Consider the following 20,343-nt stretch of genomic DNA (forward strand, 5'->3'; position numbering starts at 1 on the left):
TCGGTTGATGGGGAAAAGTATGCGGGAAAGCGACCGGACGCGCTTTTCCGGGGGCTTCCAATCGAGGCCGTGAATCGGGCTAGAATCGAAGATTGACCGTTTCAGCCCCTTCACGGAATTTGACGATGCGCCACGCCCATTGCCTGATCCTGCTGTTGGCTCCCCTTGCCGCGCACGCGTCCGATGCGCTGGCCAGCTCGGGCCGGGGCGGTTGCGTGTATTCGGCAGCGGAAAGCGAGCGTCCGGCCCCGGCTTCGGCACCCGCAACTCCGGCGCCGGCCACGGTCAAACCCAGCGCGGCCGCACCGATCAGCACCGGCGGTGGCGGCGACGATGACGTGCTGCCGCGCCTGCGTGCACCGAAATGGCACAGCTTCCTGCCGGGCATGTTCCGCTGATCCAGTCGTTGTTGCGCTGGCTGCGGTCTTCACCGCGTCCGATTCCCGAAACGTCCTGGCAGCGCACCTGCCAGCGCAGCGCGTGGCTGCGAGGCTTGCCGCCTGATCGCCAGCAGCGCCTGCGCGAACTGGCCGCCGCGTTCCTGCACGACAAGACCATAACGCCCATCGGCGGGCTGCACCTGGGCGATGACGATGCAGTGCTGATCGCCGCCCTGTGCTGTCTGCCGTTGCTGGAACTGGGCGAAGTGGGGCTGCGCGGCTGGTCGCAGGTGCTGGTCTACCCCGAAGGCTTCATCGTGCCGCAGAGCGAGATGGACGAAGACGGGGTGCTGCACGAATGGGAGGAAGAGGCGATCGGCCAGGTCTCGCACAACGGGCCGCTGCTGCTGTCCTGGCACGACGTGCAGGCCGAGCTGAAGCACCCGCATGAAGGCGCCTGCGTGGTGGTGCATGAAATGGCCCATCGGATCGATGTGCTGGACGGCGTGCTCGATGGCACCCCGCCGTTGCCGCGCGAATGGCAGAAGCAGTGGGCGGCCGATTTCCAGCAGGCATTCGATGCGCTGTGCGCGCAGGTGGATGACGGGCAGGAGACGGTGATCGATCCGTATGCGGCCGAAGCGCCCGATGAGTTCTTCACGGTGGCGACCGAGTACCACTTTTCCGCGCCGGACCTGCTGGAGCAGGAAATGCCGGTGGTGGCTGCGCATCTGCGCAGGTTCTACGGGGCGCCGCCTTCCTTCTGAGCCCCTGATCAGGGGCCGGGCGGCAGCTTCACTTCAAACCGCGCGCCACCCAGCTCGGGCGAACGCTTCACCTGCAGTTCGCCGCGATAGTCCTTGATCAGGTCCTGCACGATCGACAGGCCGATGCCGTGGCCCTGCACGCGTTCGTCGCCGCGCACGCCACGCTGCAGCACCTTGGCGATGTCTTCCGGCGCGATGCCCGGGCCGTCGTCATCCACCGAGAGCAGCAACCCGGCGCGGCGCACGCCACGCTCGGTAAGCGGCTTGGCGGTAAGCAGCACGCGACGGTTGGCCCACTTGAAGGCGTTCTCCAGCAGGTTGCCCAGCAGTTCCTGCAGATCACCCGGCTCACCGTGGAAGCGCGCCGCCTCGTCGATGTCGAACTCGCACAGCACGCCCTTGGAGGCGTACACCTTCTCCAGCCCACGCACGATTTCCTCGGCGTTGGATTCGATCGGCAGCGGCGCCGAGAACAGCTTGTGGCCGGACGAGGCCGCGCGCGCCAACTGGTAGCCCACCAGGTTGTTCATGCGCCGCAGCTGCACGTCGAACTCTTCGCGCAGGTCCTGGTCCTGGGCACCGCTGTCCAGCTGCGTGCGCAGCACCGCCAGCGGGGTTTTCAGGCTGTGCGCCAGGTCGGCCAGGGTGTTGCGCTGGCGCTCAAGGTTCTCGCGCTCACTCTCGATGAAGGCATTGATGCTGTCGGTGAGCGGTTCCAGCTCGCGCGGGTGGCGTTCGCTCATGCGCTCGGTTTCGCCGCGCTGGACCTTGGTCAACTCGGTGATCACGCGTCGCATCGGGCGCAGGCTCCACTGCAGGATCACCGTCTGCAGCAGCAGCAGGATCAGGCCGGCGCCGCCCATCCAGAACCACACACGGCCACGGAACACGCGCAGCTGCGCACCGAGCGCGCGCGAGTCTTCCATCACGTAGATGGTGTACGGGAATTCAGTGGCAGGGTCGGCGTCGGCATCCCACACCAGTCCCAGGCCGTAGCGGTACACCGAGCCCTGGCTGCCGTCGATCTGGATCATCGGCAGTGGGCCTTCGAATACTTCCTGGCGCGGGGCCAGCAGCCCACCGCCCACGGTGGGCAGCATCGGACCTTCGGCGGACATCGAGTTGCCCTTGCCGTCCGGCATCACCACCTGCAGGTACAGCCCGCTGCCGGGCACGTCGAAGCGTGGATCCGGCGGCTGCTCGCGGATATACAGCGAGCGGTCGCGGGTGAAGTCGATGCCGGCCGCATACGCGGTGGCGTAGTTCTTCAACCGCTCGCGCAGGTTCGCGCGCGCGGTGTCGGCGAATGCCGCGTCCAGCGCGTAGCCGGCGATCGCCAGGAAGGCGATCAGGCTCACACTGGCGGCCAGCAGCTGGCGCGCCTGAAGGGAGCGCGGCCGCCAGCGTTTAAAGAACCACAGACGGCCTGACATCATCCCGTCACCGCACTAGCGGCTCAGCCCTCGTGATTGCGCGGAATCGCGAAACGGTAGCCGCGACCACGCACGGTTTCGATCGGCTTGAGCTCGCCGTCCGGGTCCAGCTTCTTGCGCAGGCGGCCGATGAACACCTCCAGCACGTTCGAGTCGCGGTCGAAATCCTGCTGGTAGATGTGTTCGGTGAGGTCGGCCTTGGAGACCAGTTCACCGGCATGCATCATCAGGTATTCGAGCACCTTGTACTCGTAGCTGGTGAGGTCCACGTTGCTGCCTGCAACGCTGACGGTCTGCGCGGCAAGATCCAGCGCGACCGGACCGCATTCGAGGGTGGGCTTGCTCCAGCCGGCAGCGCGGCGCAGCAGCGCGTTGACGCGTGCCAGCAGCTCTTCGACGTGGAACGGCTTGACGAGGTAATCGTCGGCGCCCTGCTTGAGCCCTTCGACCTTGTCCTGCCAGCTCGAGCGGGCGGTAAGGATCAGCACCGGGAACTTCTTGCCCTCGTCGCGCAGCGCCTTGATCAGTTCCATGCCCGACATCTTGGGCAGGCCCAGATCGATGATGCCTACGTCGAACGGCACTTCGCGGCCCATGTACAGACCTTCCTCACCGTCCTGTGCGGCATCGACGGCAAAGCCTTCGCGCTTGAGCCGGGCTGCAAGGGTTTCCCGCAGCGGGGCTTCGTCTTCGACCAGAAGGATACGCATGAACTCTCCCTAGTGTCCTGGGTGTGGCCTGGGGCCAGTGGCTAACAGATGACTGCGGACAACTATCCCCGTTCAGGGGTTATCGCCGCGTAGTGATGACATATCCGAACGCGGCGTGCGGGGCTGTGAACGCGGCTGGGCAGGGTCGTCCATGTAGCGGACCCGGCCCCGGTCATCCATGTATTTCACCCGGTTGATGTCCCGCCCATCGAAGGGCACCCGCTCGGCGCCCAGGATGTGACCGCCGGTGGTGCGCTGGACCCGACGCACCGCGTCGGACAGGGACCGCTCCTGCGGGGCACCACGAGACGCCCGTACCATCTCGCCGCGGGCCGGATCCGGCTGCGGGGCCTGCGCGCCCGCGCTGCCAATGGCAGCAACGGCACAGGTCGCCAGCACGGCGGCAACGGCAATTCGGCGGTGGCGGGTCACGGAGAACATCGGGTCTGATCCTAGCGGAGCGCGTCAAAACGTTCAAAAGTTGTGAATCGGCAACCGTCGGCCTGGGCCGGCGCTTTACGAATCTTTTGCAAATTCTTGGTTTTACGCAGTGAATCCGGTCTGAACTTTTCCGACCCCCGCCTCGCTTCGTTCATCTAAGTGAACCTTGCCGGGTCTTGCTGTGCGGTGTCAAGCCGCGACGCGTTCGGCCTGGTCGCGGGTGATGGTGAGCGCCTGCTCGATCAGGGCCCAATCGGCGCCCGGGCGGTGTGCGCCCTCGCTGAGCACCTGGCGGAATGCGCGGCCGCCCGGCTGCCCATGGAACAGGCCCAGCAGGTGGCGGGTGATGTGCTTGAGGGCCATGCCGCGCTCGAGCTGGGCCTCGATGTAGGGGCGCATGGCGCGCAGCAGCGCCTCGCGCGGCTGCAGGGCGGTGCCGGTCTGCGCCGCCTCCAGCTGATGCAGCACGTAGGGGTCGTGGTAGGCCGCGCGGCCCAGCATCACGCCGTCCAGCGCCGGCAGCTGGGCCTGGGAGGCTTCCACCGTGGCCAGGCCGCCATTGAGCACGATCTGCAGGTTCGGGCGGTCGGCCTTGAGCCGGTGTGCCCAGTCGTAACGCAGCGGCGGCACTTCGCGGTTTTCCTTCGGAGACAGGCCCTTCAGCCACGCGTTGCGGGCGTGCACGATGAACATCGCGCTACCGGCGTTGGCGGACTGATCGACGAAGTTCACGAAGGTTTCGTAGTCGTTGTCTTCATCCACGCCCAAGCGGCATTTCACCGTGACCGGGATATTGACCGCCTGGACCATGGCCGCCACGCACTCGGCGACCAAGGCGGGTTCGCGCATCAGGCAGGCACCGAAACGGCCGGCCTGGACCCGGTCGGAGGGACAGCCACAGTTGAGATTGACCTCGTCGTAGCCCCAGTCCTGTGCGATTTCCGCCGCCTGCGCAAGCAAGGCCGGGGCGCTGCCGCCGAGCTGCAGCGCGAGCGGGTGCTCGCTGCCGTCGTAGCCGAGCAGGCGCTCGCGGTCGCCGTGGATCACGGCGTTGGCGTGGACCATTTCCGTGTACAGACGCGCGCCCGGGGCCAGGATCCGGTGGAACACGCGGCAATGGCGGTCCGTCCAATCCATCATTGGAGCAACGGATAGGCGCAGGGAAGCGGCGTAGCGGTCTGCGGGGGCGGCAGGCAGGGTCATGGGCGTTTGATCGGGTGGGATCGCTGGGTTTGCCAGCGCGATCAATAGTTTACACCGGAGGCCTGAACCGGGCCGGGAATGGCGCGGAAGACCCCAGAAGCAGCGACCGTCGAACTCAGCGTTGGAGTGTCCAGTCAAAGACGGGCAATCTACTGGCCAAGGCCGCCCTCTTCGTCCATGGTCGCTGCGGCTCCTGCCGGGACGCTTTCGATTTCACCATGCGCTTTCTGCACCCCTCCACATTCGACAGCAGCACGGAACAGGGCGTACTTCGCCTGTCGATCGCGGCCTCATTCGGCGTTGCAGCCATCGCCGTGGCCTTTGGCCTTTACGCCAACTCGTCGCTGATCATCTTTGACGGCATCTATGGCCTGATCGATGTGGTGATGACCTGGCTGTCGTTGCTGGTGGTGCGGCTTATCAGCATGTCCACCAACGTGGATGCGCTGCAGTCGCGCTTGAACCAGCGTTTCACCATGGGCTTCTGGCACCTGGAACCCATCGTGCTTGGGGTGAGCGGCACGCTGATGATCGGTGCGGCGCTGTATGCGGCGGTCAATGCAGTGGATGCGCTGATGTCCGGAGGCCGCGAGATCGCGCTGGGGCCGGCCATTGTGTTTGCGGTGATCTCGATCATCGTCGAGAGTGGCTTGGCATTGTTCGTACGACGCGCCAATCGCTCGATCGGATCGGAGTTCATTGCGCTGGACGCGAAGAACTGGGTGGTCGCCGCAAGCATGTCGGCGGCGTACCTGGTGGCATTCGGCGGCGGCTGGCTGCTGCGCGGCACCGAGTGGGCGTGGCTGGTTCCTTACATCGATCCGGCCATCCTGCTCGTGGTCTGCCTGTTTGTAGTAGTGGCACCGTTGGGCACGGTGCGGCAGGCGCTGTCGGACATCCTGCTGATTACCCCGGTCGATCTGCAGGCGCATGTGGATGAGGTGGCTCGCAGTATCGTCGCCAAGTACGGTTTCATTGAGCACCGCAGCTACGTGGCCAAGGTTGGGCGCGGCGACCAGATCGAACTTTTCTTTGTTGTGCCGGCGAACGATCCACCGCGACAACTGGTCGAATGGGACCAGCTGCGCGATGAGATTGGCGAGGCGCTTGGCGAGGAGTCGACTGATCGCTGGCTGACGATCATGTTCACTACCGATCGAGAGTGGACCATTTAGTACATTGATCACGGATAGGCCGAAACCAGATCATAGAGTCACCTAAAGCGAGGATGATGAAGGACCGTGACGCGATGACCACCCACAATGGGACACCCGACTTAGACGGGGCAACTCAAGTACCATTTGAGCATGCGACCAAGCAACCTCGGAAACGGGTGACCCTTCGCGGACGGCGACCATGACATATGCGCGCGACGAAGCAGTGCGGCTGGTTGAGTGGGCTCTCAAAAACTTACACGGTGAAGAGACCATCTGCCTGGAACTCCCCTTCTTAAACGCAAGGAGAAAGGCGGACCTCGCAGTCCTTTCCAATCAACGCCTTTCCGCAATAGAAATAAAGGGCGCACGCGACAACATTCAGAAGCTGCCCATGCAGATAAAGGACTACCAAGACATGTTTCTTGACGTCAGCGTAGCAGTCGCGCCGAAGCACCTCGCGCGAACTCGCGAGCTAGTTCCGAGAGCCGTAGGGATTATTCTCCTGGGTAAATCGAGCGTTGAACTTGTTAGGAAACCTGTCCGAAAGACACGGCTTTCAGCAGCCGCAGCCGTCCGATGGCTAAACAAGGGCGACCTCGCCTCACTTATGGGCAGTTCAAAGGCCAGATCGATGTCGATCGAGGAGTTGCGCACCATTGCCTCAGAAACGCACTCTTCTCGGTCTCTCTCGGAACTGGCCTTATACGCAGCAGCGTTACGAAATCAAACGAGATACGCAGCGTTCCAACTAGAGCGTGGCGCAAACATAAATCTAGATGACGTGCAAATGCTATCGCTACAGCAGCGCATCAGACGCTAACCTCAACGCCTGCCGAGTGATGTGGTAGTTAACTCTGGCCGCAATCCAAAAAGCGGGACTTCTGCCGGGCGGATTTCCGCTCGCGGCCTCATTTATACAATCATCAGCCCAGCAGCGAAGCTTGACATATCTGTTATTTTGAACTGCGAGTCGCGCTGCAAGTCCGTATCCGCCCGCTTCGCGGCGATACCGGTGATAGTAGCCGTCAAAACTCAACGGCACATCAATCCGCGGTACCCAGTTGGTGACTACACCATCGAAGTCGTGAGGGTGGATCAAACCATAGTCGCCGTGAAGTACAGTTGCTGAGCCCAGTCCGATTGCTTTGACTGCTTGCGACACCAAAACTTCTTCCAGCCTAAATTCACCATAAGCATCGCCGCCACCGAAGGCCGGCAGCATTACGCTACTGGGAAAACTACTCGCAAGTGTCACTGCGACGTCGACCTTGCCAGCAAAGTGGCTGAAGACCTCATGACAGCGAGCCGCAGAATGATCGGCATCTCGCTGAGGTACGAATCCATCGTCCGCAATCAGAATGACCGCCCCTCCTCTGCTCGCCGCTGGCAAGAGGGTCTGCGATAGTTCGAGCGCGTATGCGTAATCGGTTGGCACTCTCAGCGCGATGGCCGAGGAGTGTGTCCAAAGGTCGTTGATTTGGGATACGACCTCATCACGATCAAACGGATCGCTCAGGTGAACAACTGGTATGCACGAGCGCGGGAGATTTCGAACGAACTCCCTCCAGTTCTTGAATGCTCCGGTCGGATCAAGAAGAGATTCTGTCTCTGCGTTCCCCTGAGATTCAAGCGAAGTCACATCTGCGATAAATGGTCGCCCGTCAAGCATGGACACCAAACGATCAACTGTTTTGGAAATCGCACCTTCCGGGTTAGTCTTAGTACGTCTTGATTTTGTAAGCTCGAAAACGGGAAGCAGCAAATCCTTGATTTCGCCCTCAAGATTCTCGTAGCCCTTGAGCTCAGAGTCTCTAGTCCTCAAAGCCGGAACATAGACACGTCCTTGCATCTCGACCATTTTCAAGCCACCTTATATCCAATGTTCATTAGACGATACTTCATTGCAAGCCCGGAAACTTGGTAGCGGGCAGCCAACTCATTGACGTTTGTCATGCCTCCACGAACGTCCCCAACCAAACTTTCCTTTGGCATCAGTAGTTGCGCAGCAAACGTATCGGCCTCTCTCTCCATGCTGTTCCGCTCCATTGAACGGCGCGTAAAAATCAGATCACGAAAGTTCTCTTGCTGACCACGATGCAGTACAAAATGCGCGATCTCATGCGCCACTGTGAACCTTTGACGCACGCCGCTATGTAGGGAATTGACACCCACGTACCAAGTATCACCGCGACGCTCCAGGTAACCGGACATTTCGTCCGCCATTTGCTCATACTGAATCTTGAGCCCTAGCGCCGCTGCGGCTCGGTTAACGTCCATAGGCACTCCGGACAGACCTGCCCTCTCAAGCACAGCTCGCGTGGACTCGATATCCGAAATCAAGTCGACAATTGGCGTGGGCTCAGGCCTCTTCTTTACGACTGCCATCTATACACCTTCGTAATCCATAACTTCATTTAGCAACGGGCTTTTTTCGAGCCCTCTTTTGCGCTGCATGCGGCTTCGGTTTTGACACATCTTGATTAGGATTGGTCACAACCATGGAAATTGGGACTGAAAACTCCTCCAACTTTGCATTGACCTCTTCCATCCTCAGGCCGACCACTTCGGATACAACTTCTTCGAGGCGGCGTTTAAAACTGTCGTGACCACCTAGGATTGATTTGGCGGCTTCGAGCGCCGTCTCTTCAGCCTGAGCCTTTGTAACGACCTTTATAGTCCAAAAAGCAAGGCCGGCAATAAGAGCAAGAACGCCTAGAAGAATGCTGATGACTACTTCATAAAACCCCGTGAGTGTATCCAGCTCTCTGCCGAAGTCGACGGCATCGCTTTTCGGCTGGATAGACGTTGCATCTTGAGCTCTCAGTTGCCTCTGCTCTTCTGCAACTGCTCGCTCCCACCTCTGGAGTTGCGATCTCTCGAGATAGTGATATATCGGCTTGGAACACCCGACCAGCAAAAGCAGCATGGTCACGATTACCGTTAACAATTTCACGTTCCTGTACCAAGCGTTCTTATCTGAGCTTTCCTGTTTACCTGCTTCCATGCGGTTCTCGCCAAGTACGTTAGGGTTACCGGATCTCACAACTCGAGACGGGTCCGCACATTTGGCCAATGGTGCGCTGACCGATGTCCGAAACCTCAGACGGTAGAAATCACTGGCCACTGTTTCATCCCAGCAAATAGTACAATTTGGACGTCCCAGGGCTGCGCCGCCTTGGGTTTGGGAGGAACAGTACCACCGGATCGGGTTAGCTGCATTTATGTACCTTGGGCGCCGCCCCGCTTCCACAGCCTCGGCGACTGCCCCGTCTGCGACTTGAACGCGCGCGACAGCGCCGCCTCACTTCCATAGCCCACATCAATCGCAATCCGCTTGAGCGGTTGGCCCTTACGCAGCGCCTGTTGCACCAGCCTTGTGCGCCAGCCCTGCAGGTAGTGACCTGGGGTGCTGCCGATGGTGTCGCGGAAGCTGTCGGCGAAGGCGCTGCGCGACATGCCGGCGCGTTGGGCGAGCAGTTCGAGGGTCCAGTCCTGGGCGGGCTCCTCATGCATGGCGACGAGCGCGTGGCGCAGGCGTGGGTGGGCCATGCCGGCGAGCAGGCCTACGCGGAGTTGGCCGCTTTCCATCAGCGCGCGCAGGATCTGGATCAGCACGACTTCGAACAAGCGGTCGAGCAATGCCTGGCGGCCGCAGCGCTGGGCGAAGGCTTCGTCGAACAGGACCGAGAGGATCGGCTGGCCGCCGTAGAGTTCCTCCAGCGGCAGGCAGATCACCGGCGGCAGTGCGGCGGCCACCGGGCTGTTGCCGCCGCCTTCGAACTGCAGGTGGGCACAGGCAAAGTCGGCACCGGCGTCAGGGTCGGTGACGAAGCGGTGCGCCATGGGCCGTGGGTAGACCAGCACGCTGGGCTGGGTAATCTCGAGCACGCTGCCGTCGGGGTGCTCGACCCGCACGTGGCCGTTGCGGATCAGGTGCAGCTGTCCACGCTCGCCTTCGGCCGGCAGGTCGGTGATGCCGCACAGGGCGCCGGCGTGGAAGACCTCGGCGTTGACCGCGAACCGGCCGAGCAGGGATTGCAGGCGATCGACCATTTCGGACTCCAGATCAAGTTTTCTGGACCTTATGTTGCCACACGTCCGCCCGGGAGGCGCAAAGTACACCTCACCAACCGGTCCATCCCGTTCACAGCCAGGAGATTCCCATGTCGATTGAAAAGGTTCTTTACACCGCGCACGCCACCGCCACCGGCGGCCGCGAAGGCCACGCCACCTCGTCGGACAAGGTGCTGGACGTGCAGCTGTCCACCCCGCGCGAGCTGGGCGGCGCTGGCGGCCCGGGCACCAATCCGGAACAGCTGTTTGCTGCTGGTTACTCGGCCTGCTTCCTGGGCGCGCTGAAGTTCGTGGCGGGTCAGGCAAAGGTTGCGCTGCCGGCTGAGACCAGCATTACCGGCAATGTGGGTATCGGTCAGATTCCGACCGGCTTTGGCATTGAAGTGGAACTGCAGATCAGCGTGCCGGGCCTGGAGCGTGCACAGGTCGAGGAGCTGGTGCAGAAGGCGCACATCGTGTGCCCGTATTCGAACGCTACCCGCGGCAACATCGATGTGACGTTGACCATCGTCTAAAAAAAATGGGCGGGTGCCTGGCTTGATCGCTTGGCATCCGCCCATCCCACCGCGGTGGATCCCGTTTCAGGGATGCATTTGCATTGTTCCAGTTATTTTTCCGGCGTCACCAGCTGCACGACGCTGGAGAAGTCGAGCTTGCCGCGGCCTGCCTGGTGGTTCATCGAGTACAGGTTGCGGGCGAGTTCGCCCAGCGGGATCGAGGCACCTACGCTCATCGCCGCTTCCACCGCCAGGCCCATGTCCTTGAGCATGAGGTCGCTGCCGAAGCCGCCGCTGTAGCCGCGCGATGCCGGCGCGTTTTCCAGTACGCCCGGCCACGGGTTGCACACTTCGGTGGCCCAGCTGCGGGCGGTGCTGACCGCCATCATCTGCGACAGCACCTTGGGGTCCAGGCCATGCGCCACGCCGAGCGCGATGGATTCGCCGGTGACCGCCATGATCACGCCCAGCGCCATGTTGTTGCACAGCTTGGCGACCTGGCCGGCGCCGCTGGCACCCACGTGGAAGATGTTCTTGCCCATCGCCTGCAGCAGCGGGCGGGCGCGTTCCAGCGCGTCGGTTTCACCGCCGACGATGAAGGTGAGCGTGCCGGCCTGGGCGCCGGCGGTGCCGCCGGAGACCGGGGCGTCGAGCATCTGCAGGCCGCGTGCGGCGGCCGCTTCAGAGACCTTGCGCGCGGTGGCCGGGGCAATGGTGCTGCAGTCGATCACCAGCGCGCCACCCGGGATGTCGGCCAGCAGGCCGTCGTCGCCCAGGTACACGCCTTCGACGTGGCGGCTGGCCGGCAGCATCGAGATGACGACTTCGGCGTCGGTCAGGGTGTCCAGCGCGGAGCTGGCGGCGGTCGCGCCTGCGTCGACGGCGGCCTGCACGGCGGCCGGCACCAGGTCGAACACGCGCACGGCGTGACCGGCCTTGGCCAGGTTCGCGGCCATCGGGCCGCCCATGTTGCCCAACCCGATGAATGCAATACGGCTCATGCAAGGCTCCTTTCAGGAACGGTGGCGCCCAGGTCGGCCAGCGGATGCGCGGCCTCGCTCCAGGGCGAAACGAAGAAGGTCTGTGCCCACTGCGGGGTGGCGTCGGCCAGGGTGGCCGGCTGCCAGCGCGGGGTGCGGTCCTTGTCGATCAGCAGCGCGCGGATGCCTTCGGCGAAATCGCCGTGGGCGGCGCAGTGCAGCGCGGTGATGTACTCCAGCCGATAGACGCTGGCCAGGTCCTGGCCGGCGCTGCGACGCTGCAGCTCGAAGGCCAGCCGCGCCGAGCCGGGCGCACCGGCGGCGAGGGTCTTCTGTGCCGCCTGCAGCCAGGCATCATCGGTCTGCAGCGAGCTGATGCGGTTGATGATCGCGGGCAGGTCATCGCCCTCGCACAGCGCATCGACCTGCGCCGCATGGGCCAGCAGTGGGCCGGTGGCTGCATCGCTGGCGTGCGACTGCAACAGATGGCTGAGACGTTCGTGGTTGTGTGCGGCATCGCTGGACCAAGCCACCTGCAACAGCGCGTCGAACACCGCGCTGCGGCGTTCTTCGGCCACGTGCACATCGGCCAGGCCGGCATAGATGGCATCGCCCGGATTGAGCAGTGCGCCGGTCAGGGCCAGGAACAGGCCGCCCTTGCCCGGCACCCGCGGCAGCAGCCAGCTGCCACCGACATCGGGGAACAGGCCGACGGTGATTTCCGGGAAGGCCAGCTTGGAACGCTCGCTGACCACGCGGTGGCTGGCACCGGACATCAGGCCGATGCCGCCGCCCATCACGATGCCATGGCCCCAGCACAGGATCGGCTTGGCGTAGGTGTGGATCAGGTAATCGACGCGGTACTCGACGTCAAAGAATTCAGCGGCGTAGTCGTTTTCGCGGATATCGCTGCGGCCTTCTTCGCGGAAGGCGACCATGGCCTTGTACAGGCTGTGCAGGTCGCCGCCGGCGCAGAACGCCTTCTCACCGGCACCCTGCAGCACCACCATGGCGATGCCGTCGTCGTCGACCCAGGCATTGAGCTGCTTCAGCAGCAGGTGCGCCATCGGAAGCGAGAATCCGTTGAGCGTACGCGGCGCGTTGAGCGTGGCGATGCCGATGCGCGCGCCGTTGCCGGCCACGCGCTCTTCGAACAGCACCGGTGCGTCGTCGGCAGCGGTGTCGGTGCTCATGCGTTCTTCCACTGCGCGGCGCGCTTTTCCAGGAAGGCGGTTACGCCCTCGACCTGGTCAGCGGTGTCGAACAGATCGACGAAGGCCTCGCGCTCGGCCACCAGCGCCGAGGCGTGGGTGCCGGTGCGGGTGGACTGCACCAGGGTCTTGCAGGCGGCGATGCTGGTCGGGCTCTGCTTGCCGGCCTTCTTCGCCCATTCCAGCGCCAGTGCCTTGGCTTCGCCCTTGCCGACCTTTTCTTCGGCCAGGCCAATGCGCAGTGCGGTGTCGGCGTTGATGCGCTCGCCCAGCAGGATCATGCGCTTGGCCCAGCCCTCGCCGACCAGGCGCGGCAGGTTCTGGGTGCCGCCGGCGCACGGCAGCAGGCCGACGGTGGCCTCCGGCAGCGCGACCTGGGCATGGTCTTCGATGATGCGTAGGTCGCAGGCCAGCGCACATTCCAGGCCGCCACCCATCGCATAGCCGTTGATCGCGGCGATGGACACGCCACGGAAACCGGACAGCGCTTCGAAGGCTTCACCGAAGCGGCGCGCGGCTTCACGTGCAGCGGCCTTGTCACCGGAGGCGAACTGGTTGAGGTCGGCACCGGCGGAGAAGAACTTCTCGCCGTCACCGGTGATCACCAGCGCGTAGATGTCGCGGTCTGCGTTGAGCGCGCCGACCAGATCGCGCAGCGCCGACAGGCTGTGCACGGTCCAGGTATGCGCCGGCGGGTTGTGCAGGGTGACCACGGCGATGTGGCCATCCACCTCGACCTTCAGACCCACGTGCTCCTGGGTACGCCAATCCTTCATCGCAGTTCCTCTTCGGTGTTGAGCAGGTGACGGGCAACGATCACCCGCATGATCTCGTTGGTGCCTTCCAGGATCTGGTGCACGCGGCAGTCACGCAGCAGACGCTCGATCGGGTACTCGCGGATGTAGCCGTAGCCACCGTGGATCTGCAGCGCTTCGTTGCAGACGTTGAAACCGGCATCTGTGGCGAAGCGCTTGGCCATCGCGCACCACACGTTGGCATCACTGGCACCGGCATCGAGCTTGCGCGCAGCGGTGTGCACCATCTGCCGTGCAGCCACCAGCTGGGTGACCATGTCGGCCAGCTTGAACTGCAGCGCCTGGAATTCGGCCAGCGCCTTGCCGAACTGGCGGCGCTCGCCCATGTAGCGGCGCGCAGCATCCAGTGCCCCCTGTGCGGCACCCAGCGAGCAGGCAGCGATGTTGATGCGGCCGCCATCGAGCCCCTTCATCGCCAGCTTGAAGCCGCCGCCTTCCTCTCCCAGAAGGTGGCTGACCGGCACGCGGACGTTCTCGAAGGTGATGCCACGGGTGGGCTGGCTGTTCCAGCCCATCTTTTCTTCCTTGCGGCCGAAGCTGATGCCCGGCAGGTCGGCCGGCACTGCAATGGCGCTGACGCCACCTGCACCGGCACCGCCGGTACGCGCCATCACCACCAGCAGTTCGGTGGCACCGGCGCCGGAGATGAAGGCCTTGGAGCCGTTCAGCACGTAGTGATCGCCGTCGCGCACGGCGGTGGTCTTCAGCGAGGCCGCATCGGAGCCTGCACCCGGCTCGGTCAGGCAGTACGAGGCCAGCTTGTTGCCCGAAGACAGGTCGGTGCCCCACGCATCGCGGAGTGCCGGCTGGCCCCACTTGGAGACCATCCACGAGGCCATGTTGTGGATGCTGATGTAGGCCGCGGTCGACGGATCGACGTTGGCGAGCTCCTCGATGACGACGGCGGCGTCCAGTCGGCTCAGGCCGCTACCACCCACTTCCGGGTCCATGTACAGACCGCAGAAGCCCAGTTCACCGGCCTTGGCGATCGCCTCGCGCGGAAAGATGCCCTCCGCATCCCATCGCGCGGCGTGCGGCGCCAGTTCGGCCTGTGCGAAGTCGCGCGCAGCCTCGCGGTACGCCTGCTGTGCTTCTTCCAGTTCCGTCGTCATCGAGTGGCTCATGGCTGCTCCTGCCGTTACTTCAGGCTGATCGTGGTGTTGACGCCGTGGCTCAGCGTTTCATCATCGAACCAGCGTGCGGTGACCGTCTTGGTCTGGGTGTAGAACAGCACCACCTGCTTGCCGTACGGGCCCAGATCGCCCAGCTTGGACGCGCGCGAACCGGTGAACGAGAACAGCGGCACCGGCACCGGGATCGGCACGTTGATGCCGACCTGGCCGACGTCGATGTCTTCCTGGAACTTGCGTGCAGCCGCGCCGGACTGGGTGAACAGCGCGGTGCCGTTGCCGTTCGGGTTGCTGTTGACCATCGCGATGGCGTCTTCCAGCGTTTCCGCTTCGAGGATGACCAGCACCGGCCCGAAGATTTCTTCCTGGTAGATGCGCATGTCGGTGGTGACACCGGCAAAGATGGTCGGGCCGACGAAGTTGCCCTTCTCGAAGCCATCGACCTGCGGCTTGCGGCCATCGAGCACCAGCTGCGCGCCCTGCTCCACGCCCGAGGCGATCAGGCCTTCCACGCGCTCGCGGGCGCTGCAGGAAATGACCGGGCCGACATCGGTGCCGGACACGGTGCCGCCGCTGACCTTCAGGGTCTTGGCCTTGGTCACCAGGTCCTGCACCCAGTTGCGTGCGTCACCGACCAGCACCAGGGTGGAGGCGGCCATGCAGCGCTGGCCAGCGGCACCGAAGGCGGCGCCGACCATCGCGTTGAGGGTCTGTTCCTTGTTGGCGTCCGGCAGCACCACGGCGTGGTTCTTGGCGCCCATCATGCACTGCACGCGCTTGCCGGCCAGCGAGGCACGGTTGTAGACGTGGGTGCCGACACGGGTGGAACCGACGAACGACACGGCCTTGATGTCCGGGTGGTCGCAGATCGCGTTGACCACTTCCTCGCCACCGTGGACGACGTTCAGCACGCCCTTCGGAATGCCGGCTTCCAGCGCCAGTTCGACCAGGCGCATGGTGACCATCGGGTCCTGCTCGGACGGCTTGAGGATGAAGGTGTTGCCGGTGGCGATGGCCATCGGGAACATCCACAGCGGGATCATCGCCGGGAAGTTGAACGGGGTGATGCCGGCGCACACGCCCAGCGGCTGCAGCAGGGTGTAGGTGTCCACACCGTTGGCCACGTTGTTGGCCAGTTCGCCGAGCTGCAGGTTGCCGATGGCGGCAGCATGTTCGACCACTTCCAGGCCGCGGAACACGTCGCCTTCGGCGTCGGGCACGGTCTTGCCCTGCTCGGCGCTGAGGATGTGGGCCAGTTCGCCCATGTGCTCGCGGATCAGCTGCTGGTACTTCAGGAAGATGCGCGCGCGGGTGCCGATCGGGGTCTTGCGCCAGGTCTTGAAGGCTTCCTTGGCCGAAGCCACGGCGGCGTCCACTTCGCTCATGGTGGCGAACGGAACCTGGGCCAGGACGTCCTGGGTGGCCGGATTGACCACGTTCTGCCAGTGCGAGCTGGCCGATTCGATGAACTGGCCATCGATCAACATGCGGATACGGGGCGCTGCAACAGTCATGGCAATACCGGCGGGGTGCGAAAGGTGATTGGCATTATTCACATACGGTCACTCGCTTTCCGGGCTGTCTGCGCTTAATCTGGCCAATGCCCGCTACGATTTCTGTTAATTCTGTGAATAGCCAGCTCCCCCCACGCCAGATCGGCCTGCGCCTGCTGCGGCTGCGCGAGCAGCGCGGCTACAGCCAGGCGGAGCTCGCCCGGGCGCTCGGGCTGTCTGCGAGCTACCTGAACCAGATCGAGCGGAACAAGCGCCCGCTGACGCCGGCGGTGCAGCACAAGCTGCGCGAGGTGTTGGGCGACGTTACCGACCTGTTCGACGTGGATGAGCCCGGTGCGCTGCAGGAAGCGCTGGGCCAGACCCTGCGCGACCTGGGCCTGGACGAGGTGAGCAGCACCGACCTGCGCGCCATGGCCGGCAACCTGCCGCAGATCAGCCGCGCCCTGCTCGACCTGCATCGGCGCCATCTGCTGCTGCGCGAACACGCCGCCGCGCTGGAGTTCCAGCTGGGCGACCCGGCGGCCGGGCAGGCGCTGCCCGCCGGCGACCAGGTGCGCGACTTCTTCAACCGCATGCACAACCACATTCCCGAACTGGACGACCTGGCCGAGCAGCTGTTCAGCGAATGGGGGCTGGTGGCCGGGCATGTGGCGCCGCGGCTGCGCCAGCTGCTGGCCGACCGCCACGGCGTGCTGGTGGAAGTGGGGCCGCTGCAGGCCGGGCGCGAGAAGCGGGTGTACGACGGTGGCAGCCGCACGCTATGGCTGCCGGACTACCTGGAGGCGGGGCAGCAGGCGTTCCAGATGGCAGCCGAATTGGCGCTGCTGGGATACGGGGCGCAGATCGATGCAGTGATCGCCCGGGCCGGCTTCCGCGAACCTGAGCAGATTGCGCAGGCGCGCATCGGCATGTCGAACTATTTTGCCGGCGCGCTGGTAATGCCGTATGCGCAGTTCCTGCGCGCGGCCGAGCACAGTGCGTACGACATCGATGCACTGGCGCATCGGTTCGGGGTGGGCTTTGAAGCGGTGTGCCACCGGCTGAGCACGCTGGCGCGGCGCAGCGCGCCGGGGCTGCCGTTCTTCTTCATCCGCGTGGACCGCGCCGGCAATGTTTCAAAGCGGCATTCGGCGACGGACTTCCACTTCTCGCAGGTGGGCGGTTCGTGCCCGCTGTGGATCGTGTATGAGGCGTTCAACCAGCCGGGCCGTGTGTTGACCCAAACCGCCCGCATGCCGGATGGGCGCAGGCATTTCTGGCTGGCGCGGCAGGTGAGCAGCGGGCCGGTGGGGCATGGGCAGCCGCGCAAGACGTTTGCGGTGGCGTTGGGTTGCGACCTGCAGCATGCGGAGCGGTTGATCTACTCGCGCGGGCTGGATATCCAGAGCCCTGGCAATTCGGTGTCGATCGGTCCCGGTTGCCGGGTATGCCCGCGCGAGGATTGCATGCAGCGTGCCTTTGCACAGTTGCCGGGACGGGCGTAGCGCGCGTGGCCAACCGCGTTGCGGTCAGTAGCTTGGCGTGACCTTCATCTGCGGCAACGGCCTTGGGGCGCCATCGGTCAGATTCGGCCCCAGGTCTTCCCACGCCTGCCCCTGGTCCACCATCAACCGCCACAACTGCTGCGAGGCACGTCGCTTCTCTTCGGAACCGAAGCGGTAGGACGGCGGATTCGGTTTACCGCGCGACACCGATTCGTAGGCGTCCCCCCACGCGTCTACCCGCTGGCTGGGATCGTCGGTGCGCGCCACCTCCAGCGTGTAACGCTGATAGGCGGAGGCAAGGTTCCGCCACCGGATCCAGTAGTGGTTGGCGAAGGAAAAATCGCAGAAGCGCTCACCGGCCACGCTGCCTTTCGCGGCAATCCGGCTCAGCACCTCCTGCGGCATGTCCAGGTTCATGCCGCCCTCGTCGCCCTGCAGCGACACGTGCACGATGCGGTCGCGATACCCCGGCGCCCTCGCCTGCAGCACGTCGCGCCAGTTCTGCATGGTGGAGACGATGGAGAACAGGAAGCCGGACATTTCCGCGGCTGCCAGCGGCCGTGCGATGGACTGGTAGCTGCGCTGCCACCCATGGCGGTTTTCAGTGGGCAGGAAGACCGCCGCATTGATCGCATCCGGTGAACCCGGCGCTGCGCGCAGCGGCTCGGCCGCGTGCGGATACACCAGGTTGATGCCGAAGGTCGGCCAGCGCGGCAGCGCCGCGTCGAACAGGTGGATGGGGAAGTTGCTGCTGATGCCACCGTCCGAGAACCAGCACACGCGGAACGCGGTGATCAACGGTCCGGTGGAGTGCCCGCCGCTGGTCAGGCCTTCGGTGCTGTCGGCCACGGTACGGGTGCCATGCGACGGCACAGGATCGGCCGCCGCTTCGCAGGGGCGTTCACGCCGGGCCGGTTCGTGCAGCGGCACCGCGCTGATCAGCAGCGGGAAGCTCAGGCTCATGCGCGTCGCCACCAGCACCGGCAGCTGCTCGCCTTCGGGCAGGCGGTAGTAGTCCACGCCTTCCACCCGCTGCGGCGCGCCGGCACGGGCCAGCAGCCACGCCACCACACTGGCCGGGAACAGCTGCTCGAACTGCTCACGGCAGAACCAGAACTGCGAGCCACTGAACGGCAGCGTGCGCGGCTCGGTGTGGGAGACGCAGGTGGTGATCATCTGCAGGCTGATCGCATGCGCCCCGCCCAGCTCGCCCGGGTAGCGCGGCGCGGCGTGCAGGTCGGCGAACGTCAGTGGCTCGTCCAGCGGCTTGCCCGACAGCGCCTGCAGGTGTGTGTGCAGCCAGTCGGTCAACGCAGGAGTGCTGGACCCGGACTGGGTGGTCCCCGAACACAGCCCGAGCAGGTTGCGCCGCGCCACCCGTGCAATGCGCAGCGCCGACGCCAACACCCCGGCTCCATACGCACACAGCAGCGAAGGCAGCAGCGTGGCCCACATGCCCTCCACCCCGGCCGCCAACCAACCGATCCCCAGCAGCCCTACCAGCGCAGCCAGCAGTTCCAACGGCGCGATGGCGAACACCGCTGCGAGCAGGCACAGGATCTTGCGCGGCAGCCCGGCCTTGCCGGTGAGCATCACCAGCAGCCGGTAAGCGGTGCGGGCCCCGTAGGCGGGCTGGAACAGGCTGTAGATGAAGCCGCGCCGCGACAGCTGGGTGGAAACGTCTGCCAGCCCGGGGAAACCGGCCTGCGGGCCCAACGCCTCACCCGCCCGGCAGCGCCGGTCACCCAGTGCGGCGGCGGCCGCCACCGCTGCGGCGATCGCACCGGCCGAGGTGCCGCCGATGTTCTTGAAGCGGTATTCGCGGGCCAGCGACAGCACCGCATTGGGATACACGATGCCGCTGGTGATACCGCCCTTCATGACCAGATCGCAGTACTTGTCCGCCACGTCGCCGTCCTCCGCCGCTCGCCAGGGGACCAGTATCCCCCAGCCCCCTCTCAGGGCCTGAGAACGGCGCCGCAGTTATTGCTTTGGCGGGGCGGTGGCGGCTGACTGCGGCACCCGGCGTACCTGCGAGAGGTCGTAGCCCAGCGCGGCAATGCGGGCCATGGCCTTCTGGTAGTCCTGCTCGGACATCTGCGGGCTGCGCGACATCAGCCACACGTAGTCGCGCTTGCTACGTCCCACAATCGTCTGCTGGTAGTCGTCGTCCAGATAGACGATCACGTACTCGGCCTTGATCGGCCACACGAACTGCATGCCCCACTCCGCGCCATTGGTGCCCTCCTTGACGGTGCCGATCGGGTGCATCTGCTTCACCGGCGCCTGGAAGCTGCCCTTGCGGAAGCTGAAAGTGGTCTGGATGCGGCCGTCAGGACGCAGCGCATAGGACTCCACCGCGTCGAACGCTTCGCGCTCGGGGCGGCTGGGGATATGCGCGATCACGTACCAGTCGCCCATGAAGCGCGGCACGTCCACGTGCGCCACTGGCGGAATGGGGCGGGTGTTGCCACCGCAGCCACTGAGCAGCATGCCGGCGGTGAACAGGGGAAGCAGGGAGCGTAGTGACATGGCGTTCTCCTCGTA

20 protein-coding genes are annotated in these 20,343 nt (G+C 64.5%); 5 read left to right on the plus strand and 15 right to left on the minus strand.

Annotated features, from left to right (window positions below; genetic code table 11):
- Positions 1-125: 125 nt before the first annotated feature.
- Together RYM47_RS04540 and RYM47_RS04545 are read left to right on the plus strand one after the other, a co-directional pair.
- Positions 126-398, plus strand: a complete 273-nt coding sequence (locus RYM47_RS04540) for a hypothetical protein (RefSeq protein ID WP_315386370.1) — start codon at positions 126-128, stop codon at positions 396-398.
- Positions 365-1,147 carry a zinc-dependent peptidase gene (locus RYM47_RS04545; RefSeq protein ID WP_315386371.1) on the plus strand — a complete coding sequence of 261 codons (783 nt, stop codon included), beginning with the start codon at positions 365-367 and terminating at the stop codon, positions 1,145-1,147. Before RYM47_RS04540 ends, RYM47_RS04545 begins: the two co-directional genes overlap by 34 nt.
- 8 nt (positions 1,148-1,155) lie before the next feature.
- Here RYM47_RS04545 and RYM47_RS04550 read toward each other — a convergent pair whose 3' ends face one another.
- The 4 genes from RYM47_RS04550 to dusA form a co-directional block, all read right to left on the minus strand.
- Positions 1,156-2,580 (minus strand): sensor histidine kinase, encoded by a 1,425-nt coding sequence (locus RYM47_RS04550; RefSeq protein ID WP_070208480.1) that lies wholly within the window; start codon positions 2,578-2,580, stop codon positions 1,156-1,158.
- Between the two features lie 23 nt (positions 2,581-2,603).
- Positions 2,604-3,290 carry a response regulator transcription factor gene (locus RYM47_RS04555; RefSeq protein ID WP_102947051.1) on the minus strand — a complete coding sequence of 229 codons (687 nt, stop codon included), beginning with the start codon at positions 3,288-3,290 and terminating at the stop codon, positions 2,604-2,606.
- 72 nt (positions 3,291-3,362) lie between these two features.
- Complete coding sequence (locus tag RYM47_RS04560; protein ID WP_315386372.1) at positions 3,363-3,731, minus strand: hypothetical protein; 369 nt, start codon at positions 3,729-3,731, stop codon at positions 3,363-3,365.
- 189 nt (positions 3,732-3,920) lie between these two features.
- Positions 3,921-4,934: a tRNA dihydrouridine(20/20a) synthase DusA gene (dusA, locus tag RYM47_RS04565; RefSeq protein ID WP_315386373.1), complete on the minus strand. Its 1,014-nt coding sequence runs from the start codon at positions 4,932-4,934 to the stop codon at positions 3,921-3,923.
- Positions 4,935-5,152: 218 nt separating this feature from the next.
- Between dusA and RYM47_RS04570 the strand changes: the two genes are divergently transcribed.
- Positions 5,153-6,109, plus strand: coding sequence for a cation transporter (locus tag RYM47_RS04570; protein WP_315386374.1), 957 nt, complete (start codon positions 5,153-5,155; stop codon positions 6,107-6,109).
- 778 nt (positions 6,110-6,887) lie between these two features.
- Here RYM47_RS04570 and RYM47_RS04575 read toward each other — a convergent pair.
- The 4 genes from RYM47_RS04575 to RYM47_RS04590 form a co-directional block, all read right to left on the minus strand.
- Positions 6,888-7,949 carry a hypothetical protein gene (locus tag RYM47_RS04575; RefSeq protein ID WP_315386375.1) on the minus strand — a complete coding sequence of 354 codons (1,062 nt, stop codon included), beginning with the start codon at positions 7,947-7,949 and terminating at the stop codon, positions 6,888-6,890.
- 2 nt (positions 7,950-7,951) lie between these two features.
- Positions 7,952-8,476, minus strand: coding sequence for an ImmA/IrrE family metallo-endopeptidase (locus RYM47_RS04580; RefSeq protein WP_315386376.1), 525 nt, complete (start codon positions 8,474-8,476; stop codon positions 7,952-7,954).
- Positions 8,477-8,501: 25 nt separating this feature from the next.
- On the minus strand, positions 8,502-9,095 hold the full coding sequence (locus RYM47_RS04585; RefSeq protein ID WP_315386377.1) for a hypothetical protein: 594 nt from the start codon (positions 9,093-9,095) through the stop codon (positions 8,502-8,504).
- Between the two features lie 215 nt (positions 9,096-9,310).
- A complete protein-coding gene (locus RYM47_RS04590) occupies positions 9,311-10,144 on the minus strand; it encodes an AraC family transcriptional regulator (protein ID WP_315386378.1) in 834 nt (277 codons plus the stop codon).
- Positions 10,145-10,254: 110 nt separating this feature from the next.
- On the opposite strand from RYM47_RS04590, the gene RYM47_RS04595 reads away from it, so the two are divergent.
- A complete protein-coding gene (locus RYM47_RS04595; RefSeq protein ID WP_102947057.1) occupies positions 10,255-10,680 on the plus strand; it encodes an organic hydroperoxide resistance protein in 426 nt (141 codons plus the stop codon).
- 92 nt (positions 10,681-10,772) lie between these two features.
- On the opposite strand, the gene mmsB is transcribed toward RYM47_RS04595, so the two are convergent.
- Genes mmsB through RYM47_RS04620 form a run of 5 tightly spaced genes read right to left on the minus strand, consistent with a single transcriptional unit; the run spans position 10,773 to position 16,312 of the window.
- The gene (mmsB, locus tag RYM47_RS04600) at positions 10,773-11,663 is read right to left on the minus strand and encodes a 3-hydroxyisobutyrate dehydrogenase (protein WP_315386379.1); all 891 of its coding nucleotides are present in this window, start codon (positions 11,661-11,663) and stop codon (positions 10,773-10,775) included.
- Positions 11,660-12,835, minus strand: coding sequence for an enoyl-CoA hydratase/isomerase family protein (locus tag RYM47_RS04605; RefSeq protein ID WP_315386380.1), 1,176 nt, complete (start codon positions 12,833-12,835; stop codon positions 11,660-11,662). The genes mmsB and RYM47_RS04605 overlap by 4 nt, the downstream gene beginning before the upstream one ends.
- Positions 12,832-13,629 carry an enoyl-CoA hydratase gene (locus RYM47_RS04610; protein WP_054170730.1) on the minus strand — a complete coding sequence of 266 codons (798 nt, stop codon included), beginning with the start codon at positions 13,627-13,629 and terminating at the stop codon, positions 12,832-12,834. Before RYM47_RS04610 ends, RYM47_RS04605 begins: the two co-directional genes overlap by 4 nt.
- Entirely contained in the window at positions 13,626-14,792 is a 1,167-nt protein-coding gene (locus RYM47_RS04615; RefSeq protein ID WP_315386381.1) for an acyl-CoA dehydrogenase family protein, read from the minus strand. The genes RYM47_RS04610 and RYM47_RS04615 overlap by 4 nt, the downstream gene beginning before the upstream one ends.
- A gap of 14 nt (positions 14,793-14,806) precedes the next feature.
- Complete coding sequence (locus RYM47_RS04620) at positions 14,807-16,312, minus strand: CoA-acylating methylmalonate-semialdehyde dehydrogenase (protein ID WP_315386382.1); 1,506 nt, start codon at positions 16,310-16,312, stop codon at positions 14,807-14,809.
- Between the two features lie 86 nt (positions 16,313-16,398).
- Between RYM47_RS04620 and RYM47_RS04625 the strand changes: the two genes are divergently transcribed.
- Positions 16,399-17,796 carry a short-chain fatty acyl-CoA regulator family protein gene (locus tag RYM47_RS04625; RefSeq protein ID WP_315386383.1) on the plus strand — a complete coding sequence of 466 codons (1,398 nt, stop codon included), beginning with the start codon at positions 16,399-16,401 and terminating at the stop codon, positions 17,794-17,796.
- 24 nt (positions 17,797-17,820) lie between these two features.
- On the opposite strand, the gene RYM47_RS04630 is transcribed toward RYM47_RS04625, so the two are convergent.
- Together RYM47_RS04630 and RYM47_RS04635 are read right to left on the minus strand one after the other, a co-directional pair.
- The gene (locus RYM47_RS04630) at positions 17,821-19,704 is read right to left on the minus strand and encodes a patatin-like phospholipase family protein (protein ID WP_315386384.1); all 1,884 of its coding nucleotides are present in this window, start codon (positions 19,702-19,704) and stop codon (positions 17,821-17,823) included.
- A gap of 75 nt (positions 19,705-19,779) precedes the next feature.
- The gene (locus RYM47_RS04635) at positions 19,780-20,328 is read right to left on the minus strand and encodes a lipocalin family protein (RefSeq protein WP_315386385.1); all 549 of its coding nucleotides are present in this window, start codon (positions 20,326-20,328) and stop codon (positions 19,780-19,782) included.
- Positions 20,329-20,343 lie beyond the last annotated feature (15 nt).

This window comes from uncultured Stenotrophomonas sp. (assembly GCF_963519125.1).
In the GTDB taxonomy this organism is placed as follows: Bacteria; Pseudomonadota; Gammaproteobacteria; order Xanthomonadales; family Xanthomonadaceae; genus Stenotrophomonas.

Bases quoted from the DNA above. Each gene is read 5' to 3' on its own strand.
- RYM47_RS04575 (WP_315386375.1), bottom strand. From the start codon at position 7,949: ATGGTCGAGATGCAAGGACGTGTCTATGTTCCGGCTTTGAGGACTAGA.
- RYM47_RS04590 (WP_315386378.1), bottom strand. From the start codon at position 10,144: ATGGTCGATCGCCTGCAATCCCTGCTCGGCCGGTTCGCGGTCAACGCC.
- RYM47_RS04580 (WP_315386376.1), bottom strand. From the start codon at position 8,476: ATGGCAGTCGTAAAGAAGAGGCCTGAGCCCACGCCAATTGTCGACTTG.
- RYM47_RS04595 (WP_102947057.1), top strand. From the start codon at position 10,255: ATGTCGATTGAAAAGGTTCTTTACACCGCGCACGCCACCGCCACCGGC.
- RYM47_RS04585 (WP_315386377.1), bottom strand. From the start codon at position 9,095: ATGGAAGCAGGTAAACAGGAAAGCTCAGATAAGAACGCTTGGTACAGG.
- RYM47_RS04550 (WP_070208480.1), bottom strand. From the start codon at position 2,580: ATGTCAGGCCGTCTGTGGTTCTTTAAACGCTGGCGGCCGCGCTCCCTT.
- RYM47_RS04625 (WP_315386383.1), top strand. From the start codon at position 16,399: ATGCCCGCTACGATTTCTGTTAATTCTGTGAATAGCCAGCTCCCCCCA.
- mmsB (WP_315386379.1), bottom strand. From the start codon at position 11,663: ATGAGCCGTATTGCATTCATCGGGTTGGGCAACATGGGCGGCCCGATG.
- RYM47_RS04570 (WP_315386374.1), top strand. From the start codon at position 5,153: ATGCGCTTTCTGCACCCCTCCACATTCGACAGCAGCACGGAACAGGGC.
- RYM47_RS04555 (WP_102947051.1), bottom strand. From the start codon at position 3,290: ATGCGTATCCTTCTGGTCGAAGACGAAGCCCCGCTGCGGGAAACCCTT.
- dusA (WP_315386373.1), bottom strand. From the start codon at position 4,934: ATGACCCTGCCTGCCGCCCCCGCAGACCGCTACGCCGCTTCCCTGCGC.
- RYM47_RS04605 (WP_315386380.1), bottom strand. From the start codon at position 12,835: ATGAGCACCGACACCGCTGCCGACGACGCACCGGTGCTGTTCGAAGAG.
- RYM47_RS04540 (WP_315386370.1), top strand. From the start codon at position 126: ATGCGCCACGCCCATTGCCTGATCCTGCTGTTGGCTCCCCTTGCCGCG.
- RYM47_RS04545 (WP_315386371.1), top strand. From the start codon at position 365: ATGGCACAGCTTCCTGCCGGGCATGTTCCGCTGATCCAGTCGTTGTTG.
- RYM47_RS04615 (WP_315386381.1), bottom strand. From the start codon at position 14,792: ATGAGCCACTCGATGACGACGGAACTGGAAGAAGCACAGCAGGCGTAC.
- RYM47_RS04620 (WP_315386382.1), bottom strand. From the start codon at position 16,312: ATGACTGTTGCAGCGCCCCGTATCCGCATGTTGATCGATGGCCAGTTC.
- RYM47_RS04635 (WP_315386385.1), bottom strand. From the start codon at position 20,328: ATGTCACTACGCTCCCTGCTTCCCCTGTTCACCGCCGGCATGCTGCTC.
- RYM47_RS04610 (WP_054170730.1), bottom strand. From the start codon at position 13,629: ATGAAGGATTGGCGTACCCAGGAGCACGTGGGTCTGAAGGTCGAGGTG.
- RYM47_RS04560 (WP_315386372.1), bottom strand. From the start codon at position 3,731: ATGTTCTCCGTGACCCGCCACCGCCGAATTGCCGTTGCCGCCGTGCTG.